This window comes from Flavobacterium sp. (assembly GCF_039916025.1).
Taxonomy (GTDB): Bacteria; Bacteroidota; Bacteroidia; order Flavobacteriales; family Flavobacteriaceae; genus Flavobacterium.
Genome location: NZ_JBDSMB010000013.1, coordinates 1 through 12618, shown reverse-complemented (window position 1 = coordinate 12618; position 12618 = coordinate 1). Strand labels below are relative to the sequence as shown.

Annotated in this window: 14 protein-coding genes and 2 tRNA genes; 4 read left to right on the top strand and 12 right to left on the bottom strand. The window is 34.9% G+C overall.

Features of this window, described 5'->3' with window-relative positions:
• Window positions 1–24 precede the first annotated feature (24 nt).
• Window positions 25–106: transfer RNA gene (locus ABIQ27_RS00790), tRNA-Leu, on the bottom strand.
• Between the two features lie 148 nt (window positions 107–254).
• Here ABIQ27_RS00790 and ABIQ27_RS00785 point away from each other — a divergent pair.
• Entirely contained in the window at window positions 255–1643 is a 1389-nt protein-coding gene (locus ABIQ27_RS00785; protein ID WP_348031128.1) for a dipeptidase, read from the top strand.
• A 34-nt stretch (window positions 1644–1677) separates the two neighbouring features.
• On the opposite strand, the gene ABIQ27_RS00780 is transcribed toward ABIQ27_RS00785, so the two are convergent.
• On the bottom strand, window positions 1678–2496 hold the full coding sequence (locus tag ABIQ27_RS00780) for a hypothetical protein (RefSeq protein WP_348031127.1): 819 nt from the start codon (window positions 2494–2496) through the stop codon (window positions 1678–1680).
• Window positions 2497–2737: 241 nt separating this feature from the next.
• Between ABIQ27_RS00780 and ABIQ27_RS00775 the strand changes: the two genes are divergently transcribed.
• Window positions 2738–3838, top strand: a complete 1101-nt coding sequence (locus ABIQ27_RS00775) for a DUF4407 domain-containing protein (RefSeq protein ID WP_348031125.1) — start codon at window positions 2738–2740, stop codon at window positions 3836–3838.
• Between the two features lie 74 nt (window positions 3839–3912).
• Here ABIQ27_RS00775 and ABIQ27_RS00770 read toward each other — a convergent pair whose 3' ends face one another.
• From ABIQ27_RS00770 to ruvC, 5 genes are all read right to left on the bottom strand, one after another.
• Entirely contained in the window at window positions 3913–4278 is a 366-nt protein-coding gene (locus ABIQ27_RS00770; protein WP_348031124.1) for an MmcQ/YjbR family DNA-binding protein, read from the bottom strand.
• Between the two features lie 65 nt (window positions 4279–4343).
• On the bottom strand, window positions 4344–4757 hold the full coding sequence (locus ABIQ27_RS00765; RefSeq protein ID WP_348031122.1) for a GNAT family N-acetyltransferase: 414 nt from the start codon (window positions 4755–4757) through the stop codon (window positions 4344–4346).
• Window positions 4758–4824: 67 nt separating this feature from the next.
• Window positions 4825–5619, bottom strand: coding sequence for a cyclase family protein (locus ABIQ27_RS00760; protein WP_348031120.1), 795 nt, complete (start codon window positions 5617–5619; stop codon window positions 4825–4827).
• Between the two features lie 85 nt (window positions 5620–5704).
• A complete protein-coding gene (gene hemW / locus ABIQ27_RS00755; RefSeq protein ID WP_348031118.1) occupies window positions 5705–6838 on the bottom strand; it encodes a radical SAM family heme chaperone HemW in 1134 nt (377 codons plus the stop codon).
• A 60-nt stretch (window positions 6839–6898) separates the two neighbouring features.
• Window positions 6899–7453, bottom strand: a complete 555-nt coding sequence (gene ruvC, locus ABIQ27_RS00750) for a crossover junction endodeoxyribonuclease RuvC (protein WP_348031116.1) — start codon at window positions 7451–7453, stop codon at window positions 6899–6901.
• A gap of 25 nt (window positions 7454–7478) precedes the next feature.
• Between ruvC and ABIQ27_RS00745 the strand changes: the two genes are divergently transcribed.
• Both ABIQ27_RS00745 and ABIQ27_RS00740 read left to right on the top strand, forming a co-directional pair.
• A complete protein-coding gene (locus tag ABIQ27_RS00745; protein WP_348031114.1) occupies window positions 7479–8402 on the top strand; it encodes a hypothetical protein in 924 nt (307 codons plus the stop codon).
• Window positions 8393–9526, top strand: a complete 1134-nt coding sequence (locus ABIQ27_RS00740) for a glycosyltransferase (protein WP_348031112.1) — start codon at window positions 8393–8395, stop codon at window positions 9524–9526. Before ABIQ27_RS00745 ends, ABIQ27_RS00740 begins: the two co-directional genes overlap by 10 nt.
• Window positions 9527–9639: 113 nt before the next feature.
• Here ABIQ27_RS00740 and ABIQ27_RS00735 read toward each other — a convergent pair whose 3' ends face one another.
• The 5 genes from ABIQ27_RS00735 to ABIQ27_RS00715 all read right to left on the bottom strand — a co-directional run bounded on the left by ABIQ27_RS00735 (window position 9640) and on the right by ABIQ27_RS00715 (window position 12577).
• The gene (locus ABIQ27_RS00735; protein WP_348031130.1) at window positions 9640–10086 is read right to left on the bottom strand and encodes a hypothetical protein; all 447 of its coding nucleotides are present in this window, start codon (window positions 10084–10086) and stop codon (window positions 9640–9642) included.
• 34 nt (window positions 10087–10120) lie between these two features.
• A complete protein-coding gene (locus tag ABIQ27_RS00730; protein WP_348031110.1) occupies window positions 10121–10522 on the bottom strand; it encodes a hypothetical protein in 402 nt (133 codons plus the stop codon).
• A gap of 24 nt (window positions 10523–10546) precedes the next feature.
• Window positions 10547–11923, bottom strand: coding sequence for an alpha/beta hydrolase-fold protein (locus ABIQ27_RS00725; RefSeq protein ID WP_348031108.1), 1377 nt, complete (start codon window positions 11921–11923; stop codon window positions 10547–10549).
• A gap of 138 nt (window positions 11924–12061) precedes the next feature.
• Complete coding sequence (locus ABIQ27_RS00720; protein WP_348031106.1) at window positions 12062–12328, bottom strand: GIY-YIG nuclease family protein; 267 nt, start codon at window positions 12326–12328, stop codon at window positions 12062–12064.
• 175 nt (window positions 12329–12503) lie between these two features.
• Window positions 12504–12577: transfer RNA gene (locus ABIQ27_RS00715), tRNA-Asp, on the bottom strand.
• Window positions 12578–12618 lie beyond the last annotated feature (41 nt).

Here is a 12618-nt window from a genome sequence, read left to right as displayed (position 1 = left end):
CCAACAAAAGTTAGAGCTTTTCTGTGCGGGTAATAGGACTCGAACCTACACGCCTTGCGGCACCAGATCCTAAGTCTGGCATGTCTACCAATTTCACCATACCCGCAAAATTGTGAGTGCAAATATAGACATTCATTTGTAAATACCAAAACTGAAAACCCAAATTCCAAAAAACATATTTAGTTATCTTAATTTGGAATTTTAAAAATTGGGATTTCAATTCGTATATTTGACGGTATTAATTAACAACTACAATGGACAACATAAAACAATACGTTCAGGAAAATAAAGAACGTTTTATCAATGAATTAATCGAATTATTAAAAATTCCTTCTGTAAGTGCCGATAGTGCTTATGCTCAAGATGTTATCGCTACTGCAGATGCCGTAAAAACTTCACTTGAAAAAGCTGGTTGCAAACACGTTGAAATTTGCGAAACACCAGGCTATCCAATTGTTTTCGGAGAACATATTATCGATAAAAGCCTTCCAACTGTTTTGGTTTACGGGCATTATGATGTACAACCACCAGACCCTATGGATTTATGGACTTCACCACCATTTGAGCCTGTAATCAAAGTAACAGAAATTCATCCTGAAGGTGCCATTTTTGCCCGCGGTTCTTGTGATGACAAAGGTCAGATGTACATGCATGTGAAGGCTTTTGAATATATGATTCAGAGCAATAGTCTGCCTTGCAACGTAAAGTTTATGATTGAAGGTGAAGAAGAAGTTGGCTCAAAAAGTTTGAGTTGGTTCGTAGAAAAAAACCAGGAAAAATTAAGCTGCGATGTGATTTTAATTTCCGATACCGGAATGATTTCAAACCAACAACCAAGCATTACAACTGGTTTGCGTGGTTTGAGTTATGTAGAAGTAGAAGTTACAGGTCCAAATCGTGATTTGCATTCAGGATTGTATGGCGGCGCTGTGGCCAATCCGATTAATGTTTTGACCAAAATGATTGCTTCGCTTCACGATGAAAACAATCACATTACGATTCCCGGATTTTATGATAAAGTGGAAGAATTGACTACTGCCGAAAGAGCCGAAATGGCTAAAGCACCATTCAATTTAGACAATTATAAAAAAGCTTTAGATATCGAAGATGTTTATGGCGAAACAGGTTATGTAACTAACGAAAGAAACTCAATTCGCCCAACGTTAGATGTTAACGGAATTTGGGGCGGCTATACCGGCGAAGGTGCAAAAACCGTAATTGCCAGTAAAGCTTATGCAAAAATTTCGATGCGTTTGGTGCCCAATCAGGATTGGAATGAAATTACAGAATTATTTTCAAAACATTTTGTGAGCATTGCACCAAAATCAGTGAAAGTAAAAGTTACTCCACATCATGGTGGACAAGGTTATGTAACGCCAATTGACAGCATTGGATATAAAGCCGCTAACAAGGCATATACTGAAACATTTGGAGTTCCGGCTATTCCAGTTCGTTCGGGCGGAAGCATTCCGATTGTAGCGTTGTTTGAAAAGGAGTTAAAAAGCAAAACTATTTTAATGGGATTCGGATTGGATTCTGATGCGATTCACTCGCCAAACGAACATTTCGGAATTTTCAATTATCTAAAAGGAATTGAAACGATACCCTTGTTTTACAAATATTTTGTAGAATTGAGTAAATAAAAAAATCCGCCTGTAGAGGCGGATTTTTTTATTGTTATTTGCTCAGTTCATGAACCGATTTATAAATATAATCACTGTGTTTCCCGGTAAAATATTTTCCGGATTTTTCATCGAAAGCTTTTCTTTTAGTTTCATCACTCCAGGCTGCTTTATACAAATCCCGGTTTTTATTTAATGCACTGTCTAAATCTGCTAAAGAGTCAACAACATAAACTTCTGTAAATTGTGTATTATCCGCACCCCAAGCATGGCGGTTAGGATAATATGCTTTTATCAAATCATTTTTATTGGTTACTGCATCAAAATATTGTTTTTCTAAGTCGGTAAACTCTTTATCTGTTCCTTCTTTTGGATAAGCAAAATGGTTTACTCTTACATAATAAATCATGTCTTTGTCAAAGTTTGCTTTGGCTATTTTAGCTCCGGGCATAGACGCATAGATTTCGTCTGAATGATGATGAGCATAATATTGTCCACGTTTTTCAAAATAAGCTGTCCTTGCTTTTTCATCTGGCCACGCAGCTTTAATTAATTCATCGTCTTTATCACCGGCTTTTTCAATCGCTGCCCAATTTTCATAAATGGTAACCAATAGAAGTTCCGTATTATCTTCGGTGAAACTGTGCATTAAAACCAACTGACCTATAATAAAAGGGTTCTTTTTAACCACTTTGTCCAAATATTCTTTTTCAACTGCTTTCCATTCATCATTTGAAAAATTTTTGTTATCTATATTCCAATGCAATTTAGTTACGGTAACTAAATTGTTTTTTTCATCCTGAGCAAAACTAGTGTTGCCCATTAGCAGCATTCCTAAAACCACTGCTAAAAAAATTGCTTTTGCTTTTTTCATAATTTCAAAATTTGTTGTTTATAATTGGTTAATTGTTACAACTTTGAAATTTGGAGCTGAAAAAAATTTGAGGGATATTTCTATTCGAGGACAGCTAATTTACGAAATTTTATAATTGCTAACGTATTAATAATAAATTATTTACATAATTAAACAAAAACAAATATTTCTGCTGCTCAACAATAAACATCAAGTTTTGGCGTTATATTTGTGTAATCATCATCAATCAAAATTAATCATAATGTTAAAACGTTTTTTCCTCCTATGTTCAGGTGCCGATAGTGACATCGTGAACTCTTGTTCCAACGGCGAACAAAACAAGTATGCTGGCATTGGCGCCACAGTTTTCTTTACAGCAGTTATGGCATTTATTGCCAGTAGTTATGCACTTTACACCGTTTTTGACAATCCCTACATTTCCATTGCTTTTGGAATAGTTTGGGGATTTTTAATTTTCAATCTCGACCGATTTATTGTTTCTACTATAAAAAAAAGAGACAGTTTTATGGACGAATTGATTCAGGTTTCTCCTCGAATTGTATTGGCGGTCATTATTGCTATCGTGATTTCAAAACCATTGGAAATCAAAATCTTTGAAAAGGAAATCAATACAGTTATACTAAAAGAAAAGAATGAAATGGCAATTGCCAATAAAAATCAGGTTGCCAATTATTTCAAAAATGATGTCGATAAAAACAAAGTTGAAATGGACAGCTTGAGATCGGACATTGCCAAAAAAGAAAAAGAAGTTGCCAGTTTGTATCAATCCTATATCACAGAAGCGGAAGGTTCAGCAGGAACTAAGAAAATCGGGAAAGGTCCAATTTATAAAGAAAAAAGAATCGCTCATGATTTGGCCGTAAAACAATTGGATTCACTAAAAATCAGCAACGCTAAAATCATTGCAGATAAAGAAACAAGAGCTAAAACACTGCAAACAGATTTAGATAAAAAAGTAACCGAAACCCAACCTATCATTGATGGTTTTGACGGATTGATGGCTCGAATCAATGCCTTAGGAAAATTGCCTTCACTTCCATCGTTGTTTATCATGTTATTGTTCTTAGCGATTGAAACATCACCAATCATTGCCAAATTATTATCGCCAAAAGGCGAATTCGATTTCAAACAAGAAGACATGGAAATGGGAATAAAAAATGTGATTTTGCAAAACCGTTACCAAAGCGAATTACAAAAGAAAACTGATGCTGAAATTTATGATAAAGTCTATGCCGATATTCGGGATGATAAAGAATTGTACAACTACAAAAAGAAAGGCGCCACCGAATTACTAAAACTTCAGGCCGATGGTTTTGTAGAAAAGCAGAAAAAATCAATGTAGAATAGGCATTAGGCAAAAGTAAAAAGGCAATAGTTAGAAAATTATTTAACTATTGCCTTTTGCGTTATCTATTTTTAACTCTTCTCTATTTCGTCTCGTAACTTTTTGGTCAGGCTTTTATAAACCAAATCATAAGAATGATTAATGAGTTCACACATCATTTTATCATTAACATCCGAGTGAAAATCAATAGTATTCCAATGAATTTTACTCATATGATAACCCGGTTTTATAGCTTCATATTCGGCGCGAAGTTCTTCTCCTTTTTCCGGGTCGCATTTTAGATTGAGTGCCGGAGTTCCTTTTTCCCATTCTTTTAGAGAAGTCAGGCAAAACATTTTGCCACCAACTTTAAAGACCAAAGTATCTTCATCAAACGGAAAATGTTCGGTTACTGCTTTTTTGGAAAGACAGAATTCGTAGAGTTGTTGAATGTTCATTTTTTTTAGTGATTAGTGAAGAGTAATAAGTGATTAGCAGCTATTGCTTTTTAACTAATTACTAATCACTTGTTACTATTTACTAATATTTTCTCCATCATCTTTTCAGGATGAGCCAATGCTGTGAATCCGAATTTCTCATATAAAAAATGTGAATCCGAAGTTGCCAATCGCCAAATTTTGACTTGTTGCAATTCTGGTTCTTTCATCATGGCATCAATCAAAATGGATGAATATCCTTTTCCGCGAAGTCTTTCATCAATAAAAACATCCATCATATAAGCAAAAACAACATAATCTGTAATAACGCGGGCAAAACCAATCTGTTTATCATCCAAATAAATTCCGAAACAAAACGAAGCATCAATCGTCGTTTGTACTTCATCAATTGTTCTGCCTGCTGCCCAATAAATATCCTTCAAAAAGGTTTGAATAAACGAAACATCGAGTTTGCTTTTATCTGTGGAAACGGTTATCATAATTAAAAAATTATTTTAAATTCTAAATTTTGAATTTTAAATTAAAAACATTTAAAATTTATAATTGCTACGCCAGTTCGCTTTCGCTCGTGTCAACATTCATAATAGAATACAAAATGGGTTTGCTTGGTGACGCATCATTTTCAAAGGAAGCGATTTGTAAATTGAGTATATAACTTCCGTCTCTGATATTATCATCTACAAAAATCATTTCGGTAATCGTACAATCCAACCGCGCATCTGAATTCAAATTATTTACATCTTTGACATTCCAAAACGATTTGTGCGCCAACAATCTTCCTTCATCTTCTTCCCTGTCGACGCTTGGCAAATCAATCAGCAAATGTTTGATACCGCTTTCGCGAATGAAAGTTGCTGCTTCTTCCAGTAAATATGGAGGATTTGTTTTTGAATAGTTTTTATGTTTTTTGCTATCTGAATTCGGTAAAGTTCTGATGATAATGCTTTCCGGAGTTTTACCATTCAATGCTCTTTCGATTTGCGTTTTCGTAATTGCCAAATCATTTCCAATGCTCTCCGGTCCAATTGAAATCAATTCGGCTGTAAAGAAAAACCGTTTCAGACATTGATTGATACTGTAAAACTCGCGTGTAATATGTCCGAGACATTCGGTGTGTGTTCCGTGTCCGTGTGGATTGAAGAAAATATTGTTAAAATTAGTCGAACTTCCTTCGGAAACTTTTCCTACCCAATCACCAAAACGAACTGGTTCAATTTCTGGTTTTTCAAGATACCACGCAATCGGATTTGCATCAGTATTGGTTAACGGAATAGAAATATCAATAGGTTTTGATAAGTCGATTTCGATGTGCTTTTCTTTGTAGTAAATTGTTGTTTTCATTTTAACCACGAAGACCACGAAGATTTACACGAAGTTCACAAAGTTTAGTGTTCTTTGTGCCTTCTTTGTGTCCTTTGTGGTTAATTCATTCCAAATTTAGCAAAAACAAATCACTTGCAATTCCATCACTCAAAAACTTACCGCTTTTGGTTGTTCGTAAAATGTTATCGTCTACAAAAAGCAAATGATCTTCAATGTATTTTGCTGCTTGTTGGTTCAAATAATCCAAATAACTTTTGCCAAATTCTTTTTCAATTCGGTCTAAAGAAATTCCCCAAATGGTGCGCAAACCGGTCATTATATATTCGTTATAACGGTCAGTTGTTGTCAGAGTTTCAGTTTCTGATGGAAATTTGTTTTCGGCAATTGATTTCAAGTAAAGAGTATTATTCGAAACATTCCAACTTCGTGAAATTCCGTCGTAACTATGTGCTGAAGGCCCAATTCCGATGTATTTTTTTCCGAGCCAATAGCTCGAATTGTTTTTGGAAAAATAGTTTTCTTTGCCAAAATTCGATAATTCATAATGAACAAATCCATTTTCTTCGAGTTTATCAACCAGCAAATGAAAATGTTCCTGCGCGGCTTCATCGTCAGGCTGCGGAATAATTCCTTGCTTTATAAACTTGTGTAAAGCTGTTTTTGGCTCAACAGTCAAAGCATAACTCGAAATATGTGGGACATTAAAAGACAAAGCAGTTTCGACATTTTGCAGCCATTTTTCATTGCTCATTTCGGGCATGCCATAAATCAAATCGATGGAAATATTATCAAAATACTGCGTGGCAATTTCCAAACATTTTTTGGCTTCTTCCGAATTGTGTGCGCGGTTCATCATTTTCAAATCATCTTCAAAAAAAGATTGAATGCCAATGCTTAAGCGATTAATTCGGTTATTTGCTAATTCGATTATTCGGGTTTCTGTTAAATCATCTGGGTTTGCTTCAACAGTAATTTCGAGGTTTTCTACTACTTTATAATTTTCAAAAACGGCATTTATCAAATATCGCAAATCGTAAATTGTCAATATTGAAGGAGTTCCTCCGCCAAAATAAATTGTCTCAACTATTTCAGCTTTAAACTCACTTTTGCGCAAAACAATTTCTTTGGCTAAAGCCAAAACCATCTCGTCTTTTTTCTTTAAAGAAGTCGAAAAATGGAAGTCGCAATAATGACAAGCCTGCTTGCAGAAAGGAATATGGATGTAAATACCGCTCATTTTTAGTTTGCAGTCGCAGTCGCAGTTAGCAGTACGGAGACTGAAAACTGAGACTGAAAACTATTTTTTAATTCGTTCTTCATTCTGTTTTACAAAAGCATCCCAACCTGTATAACTTTTGCTTCCCGTAACTTTTCCTGAGTTGAAAAAGTGACAAACCGCTGCAGCTAAACCATCAGTTGAATCCAGATTTTTGGGTAATTCTTTTAAACCTAAAAGTTGTTGAAGCATTTTAGCGACTTGTTCTTTGCTGGCGTTTCCGTTTCCGGTGATTGCCATTTTTATTTTCTTTGGTTCATATTCGGTAATTGGAATTTGGCGCGATAAACCTGCTGCCATCGCAACACCTTGCGCTCTTCCAAGTTTCAACATGGATTGTACGTTCTTTCCAAAAAACGGTGCTTCAATTGCAATTTCGTCGGGATGATGGGTTTCTATAAGTTCAATTGTTCGTTCGAAAATAACTTTCAGTTTGGTATAATGGTCATCATATTTACTCAAAATCAATTCGTTCAACTGAATGAATTCCATTTTTTTATTGATCACTTTTATCAATCCAAAACCCATAATGGTTGTTCCCGGATCGATTCCTAATATGATGCGTTCGTTTGCCAATTTTTATTTTCGTTATTTTGCAACAATGATTACAATTCCTCACAAAGCTAAGCAATTCATCGTTTTTCTAGTCAAAGTTTTGATTGTAACTGCGGCTTTTTATTTTATTTATCAGCAATTAGCCAATAATGACAAACTTGATTGGCAGAAATTCACAAGCTTGGTCAATGAAAAGGCAAGCATTTTGGGAGTTTTGTTTTTACTTAGTTTCAGTATTGCTAATCGTTTTCTTGAAATCCTAAAATGGCAAAATTTGGTTTCGTTCTTTAAACCTATTTCACTTGGCGAAGCAACCAAACAGGTTCTTGGTTCATTAACTGCCGGAATTTTTACGCCAAATGGTCTCGGAGAATATGCCGGGAAAGCGCTTTATTTTGACAAAAAGAAAACCAAGAAAATCATTTTCCTAAACCTCATCTGCAACGGAATTCAAATGATTTTGACCATAGTTTTTGGAACTATTGGTTTGTTTATTCTCGGATATTGGAAATGGGCTTTAGTAATTATCGGCATTTCTTTTGTCTTGCTTCTTGCTTCTTTTATCTCGAAAAACATCAAGATTAAAGGTTATTCTATTCAGAAGTTAGTCCACAAAATCAATGAAATCCCAAAGCGAATTCATCAAAAGAACAATCTTTTAGCGCTTTGCCGTTATTTGGTTTTTTCGCATCAATACTATTTTTTATTTCTCGCTTTTGATGTAGATTTACCTTATCTAACGATGATGGCCACGATTGCGACTGTTTATTTTCTGGCTTCGTCGTTACCTAGTTTTCAGTTTTTAGATTTTGCTGTAAAAGGAAGCATGGCCGTTTTTTTCTTTGGAAAATTGGGCGTAAACGAATGGATAGTCATTTTTATTTCCACATTGATGTGGTTTTTAAATGTAGTTCTGCCAGTTGCTATCGGAAGTTATTATGTACTTAAATTCAAACCAAAATGGGAATAATTTCAATTGTGTTACTTATTATTTTATTGGTCTATGTTATTTTTATTGTCCAATTAATTTTGGGTTTCAACAAAATAAAAACTTTTGAAACAACTGATGTAACTCCGAAAACGGCATTTACTATTGTTGTGCCGTTTCGAAATGAAGCTAAAAATTTGCCAAGGCTTTTAGAATCGATTGCCAATTTGAATTATCCGTATAAGATGATTGAAATTATTCTGGTTGATGATTTCTCAACAGACACTTCGGAGCGTGTTTGCATTCAGTGGCGGATGAAATACGAGCATTTGGACACAACGCTTTTGGAAAATCTTACTCTTTCCAATTCACCAAAAAAAGATGCTATTGGACGAGCAATGCCGATTGCAAAGCATGATTGGGTTATTACTACTGATGCTGATTGCATCGTGAATAAAAATTGGCTACTCACTTTAGATAATTACATTCAAAATAATAATCCTGAAATGATTGTTGGCTCAGTGATGTATAAAGCCAAAAACAACTGGTTTCATCATTTTCAGCAGCTTGATTTAATGAGTTTGCAAGGCGTAACTATTGGAAGTTTTGGGATTGGAAAACCATTTATGTGCAATGGTGCAAATTTTGGCTACACCAAAAAGTTCTTTAACGAAATTGGTGGATTTGGTGGCATTAGTGATACAGCAAGCGGCGATGATGTTTTATTGCTGCAAAAAGCGGTCAATGCAAATTTGGGAAAAGTGCATTATCTGAAAAACAACGATAGTATTGTTAAGACAAAACCTGAAAACGATTTGTTCAAACTGTTTATGCAGCGTGTTCGTTGGGCAGGAAAATCGACTGGTTATAAAAGTACTTATGCTAAATTTTTAGCGGTTATCGTTCTTCTTATGAATTTGAGTTTGACTTTTGCCTTTTGCCTTTTGCCTTTTGCCTTGATAAACTGGAAGATAGTATCAATTGCCTTTTTAGTAAAATATAGTGTTGATTATATCTTACTTTATAAATCGAATTCGTATCTCAGAAAAGGGAAGTTTTTTTTGCCGGTTGCCAGCAGTATTATTTATCCATTCTTCTCTAGTTTGGTTGGTGTTTATTCACTTTTTGGAAGCTTTAGTTGGAAAGGAAGAAAGTTTTCCCACTAGCCCCGATTGCAGTGGAAATCCTTTTTATAAATTGAATTGCCTCGGGTTTAAACCCGAGGCAATTCAATTTATAAAAAGATTGGAGCGGAAAGCGGGAAATGGCTCCTAAAAAATTACTCTGATTTTATAATAACTGGAAGCACAAACTGGGTTTTTACCGGAATTCCTCTTTTAATGGCGGGATTTACTTTGGGAAAATCAACCAAGCGAACACGAAGGATGCTGTCGATTTTAATCGTGTCGTAAGCAACCGAATCTTTTGGGAATTGAGGCTCGAATTCCATATTTGAATTAGGCAAAACCGTTACTTTGACTTCAATGGTGTCCAGTTTTGGAAACATAGTTGAAAGTGTATCAATTGCCAGTTTTTGTTGAATGGTGGCCGTTAGAAATTCGAAAAAACATTGCTTGCGTTGGTTTGCATCCGTCAGTTTTTCACAATCGGCAACCGATGGATATTCATCCACTTCATTCCAATTGATTTCCTTGATTTGCTTGTCTAACAACTCTTTTTCGTTTGGCACTTTCTTTTCAAAGTATTGACACGATTGAAGAAGCATTAGCAACAATATTGGTAAAAGTTTTTTCAAGTTTTTACTTTTTGGAATTTAAATAATCGGAATAACTTTTATCAAACCATTCTTTTTTGGTGCGCTGTGAATCTTCCTTTTGATCTTTATACAAAAGCCCAAGCTTTTCAGAATATATAGCAATTTTAATAGTGTAAGTATAAAATTCTTCCTGAGTAAGTGTCAACGAAGCGTCTTTTTGTTTTTTAAAGAATTCAAAAAACAAAGCGTCAAACTCTTTTTTATCATAAGACTGAACTTCCTTTTTATACTTTTTATAGAGTGTTTCCTTCAGTTGAGCGTCCGGATCATTTGTTGCTTTTTGCTTTGCCTGTTCGCTTACGCTCGCGTCCTGCGCAAACACATTGTTTGTTGCAACAAGAAGCAAAAAAGTGAAAAGGGCTATTTGGATTATTTTTTTTATCATCATTTTCAAAAATAGTAAAAAAACCTATTTGACAAACTTAGCGCTAAATTCTTCACATTTCAGGATATAAATTCCATTTGACAAAGAAATGTCTATATCGTTGTTTCCGTTTTTTAATTGGACACTTGCTATTCTTTGTCCATGAATAGAATAAATGTCAACATCCAAATCGTGTTGCAAACCAGAGCAATAAATTTGATTGGAATTCATTTGAAAAACTTCAATTTTTGGTGCATCAATGGTAGATACATTCAAAGTTTCATTCTGGAATAACCACAGATAAGCTGCCGAAAATTCTCCTCGCCAATAACTTTCTGTATGTGTTCCATAATTGTCAACTTTTGTAAATGTGTTTGAATTAGAAACGCCTTTGCTGATCAGATTATTTTTTACTGTTGTCATATCCGGAACCATATCAACATCTTCATTCTGTCCACAAACAAAATACAATCGAAGATTAGATACGTCATTTGTTGTACTCGTGATATAATTGTTCAACTGTGTACGAACGAACCAAAATGCAGGACTAAATACTCCGACTTTAGAAAAAAGATTAGGGTATTTTACGGCGCCATAAGTAGAAATTAATGCTCCCATAGAACTTCCGATTAAGGCATTATATTGAGATTGTGGTTTGGTTCTAAAATTAGAATCAATATATGGCTTTAAAGTTTCGCCTACAAATTGCATGTACAAATCGCCCTGTCCGCCACCATAAGTTGCATTTACCCAAGGTGAATATTCATTTAACCGCTCACCACCTCCGTTGTCAATTCCGACTACGATTGCGCCGTAATTCCCTTGTGTATGCAAGGTGTTTAAAGTTTCGTCTATTTGCCATTCTCCTGAAAAAGAAGTAGCAATATCGAATAAATTCTGTCCATCTTCCATATACAAAACAGGATACGTTTTTGTGGTTGTATAATAATCCGGTGGCAAATAAATCCAAACTTTTCGATAGCGATTCAATTGAGGTATAAAGAAAGCATTGTTCAAAATCTGCACATTCGCTGCAGCTGTACTAGAACTTCCTGAACCTGAAATATCTTCCCAGGATTGAATTGTCAGATTAATGGTTTGCGGACTTCCCGTAAAAGTGAATGACCTATCTGGTAGATAACCGCCTGAAGCATTTCCTTCCACTGTTGACCAGCTTCCGCCTCTTGTGAATTTGTAGTTAACTGTTCCTGTTCCTTCCGGAATAATCACTTGTCTTGCTCCTAATCCGTCAGGTTGCAAAAGGTATTGAGTGCTGGTTTGATCCCATGCATTGATGCTTCCGATTAAATATATATTGGCTCCAACAGGTGTGTTATTTGGAATGGAAGTTACTCTCAAAGTTACCTGAGCATTGGTAATATAACTCAGAAGCACGACTAGTAATAACGTAATTTTCTTCATTTTTATCTTTTTGCTAAATTAAGTAAAAAACAATTGGGAATGGTATATAAGCAAAAAAGCCCTCCATCTCGTCTAATGACGAGAGAAAGCTTTTCATCTCGTCCCAAAGACGAGACTACTAAACCCTGATAATAATTGTTATGAAAATTTGTTTACGATAAGTTTTTCTAATGAAGTTTTATTCAATTTTTTCAATCTTTTCTCTTCAATCAAAGCTTCTTGTTTTGTCTCAAACGCTTTGTAGTAAACTATCTCCCAATCATTGGTTCTTGACGTGTAAGTGCTTTTTCCAGAATTATGATATTCCAATCTTTTGGAAATATCTGTTGTAAAACCTTTGTAGTAAACATTACAAAATTTCGAAAAAAGGATATAAACATAAAACATTGAAATTCTATTAGGCAAATTGCATCTTATTTAAAGCAAAAAAGCCATCCACAATAAAGTGGAAAGCTTTTCATTGGTCTAACTACTAAACCACGCTACGAGTTACAAATTCGTAGCAAAACAACACAACTAATCTTAAATGCTTTTTTGGGCAAAAAAGCACTTTGTTTCCAAAGTGCTTTTCCCAATTTCGCGGTCTGGACGGGACTCGAACCCGCGACCCCATGCGTGACAGGCATGTATTCTAACCAACTGAACTACCAAACCTCTGCGTTATTGCGGTTGCAAATATACAATCGTTTTTCAAA

Excerpts from the sequence above, each read along its gene's own strand:
- ABIQ27_RS00785 (WP_348031128.1), top strand. The coding sequence starts at position 255 with ATGGACAACATAAAACAATACGTTCAGGAAAATAAAGAACGTTTTATC.
- ABIQ27_RS00780 (WP_348031127.1), bottom strand. The coding sequence starts at position 2,496 with ATGAAAAAAGCAAAAGCAATTTTTTTAGCAGTGGTTTTAGGAATGCTG.
- ABIQ27_RS00775 (WP_348031125.1), top strand. The coding sequence starts at position 2,738 with ATGTTAAAACGTTTTTTCCTCCTATGTTCAGGTGCCGATAGTGACATC.
- ABIQ27_RS00770 (WP_348031124.1), bottom strand. The coding sequence starts at position 4,278 with ATGAACATTCAACAACTCTACGAATTCTGTCTTTCCAAAAAAGCAGTA.
- ABIQ27_RS00765 (WP_348031122.1), bottom strand. The coding sequence starts at position 4,757 with ATGATAACCGTTTCCACAGATAAAAGCAAACTCGATGTTTCGTTTATT.
- ABIQ27_RS00760 (WP_348031120.1), bottom strand. The coding sequence starts at position 5,619 with ATGAAAACAACAATTTACTACAAAGAAAAGCACATCGAAATCGACTTA.
- hemW (WP_348031118.1), bottom strand. The coding sequence starts at position 6,838 with ATGAGCGGTATTTACATCCATATTCCTTTCTGCAAGCAGGCTTGTCAT.
- ABIQ27_RS00745 (WP_348031114.1), top strand. The coding sequence starts at position 7,479 with ATGATTACAATTCCTCACAAAGCTAAGCAATTCATCGTTTTTCTAGTC.
- ABIQ27_RS00740 (WP_348031112.1), top strand. The coding sequence starts at position 8,393 with ATGGGAATAATTTCAATTGTGTTACTTATTATTTTATTGGTCTATGTT.
- ABIQ27_RS00735 (WP_348031130.1), bottom strand. The coding sequence starts at position 10,086 with ATGCTTCTTCAATCGTGTCAATACTTTGAAAAGAAAGTGCCAAACGAA.
- ABIQ27_RS00730 (WP_348031110.1), bottom strand. The coding sequence starts at position 10,522 with ATGATAAAAAAAATAATCCAAATAGCCCTTTTCACTTTTTTGCTTCTT.
- ABIQ27_RS00725 (WP_348031108.1), bottom strand. The coding sequence starts at position 11,923 with ATGAAGAAAATTACGTTATTACTAGTCGTGCTTCTGAGTTATATTACC.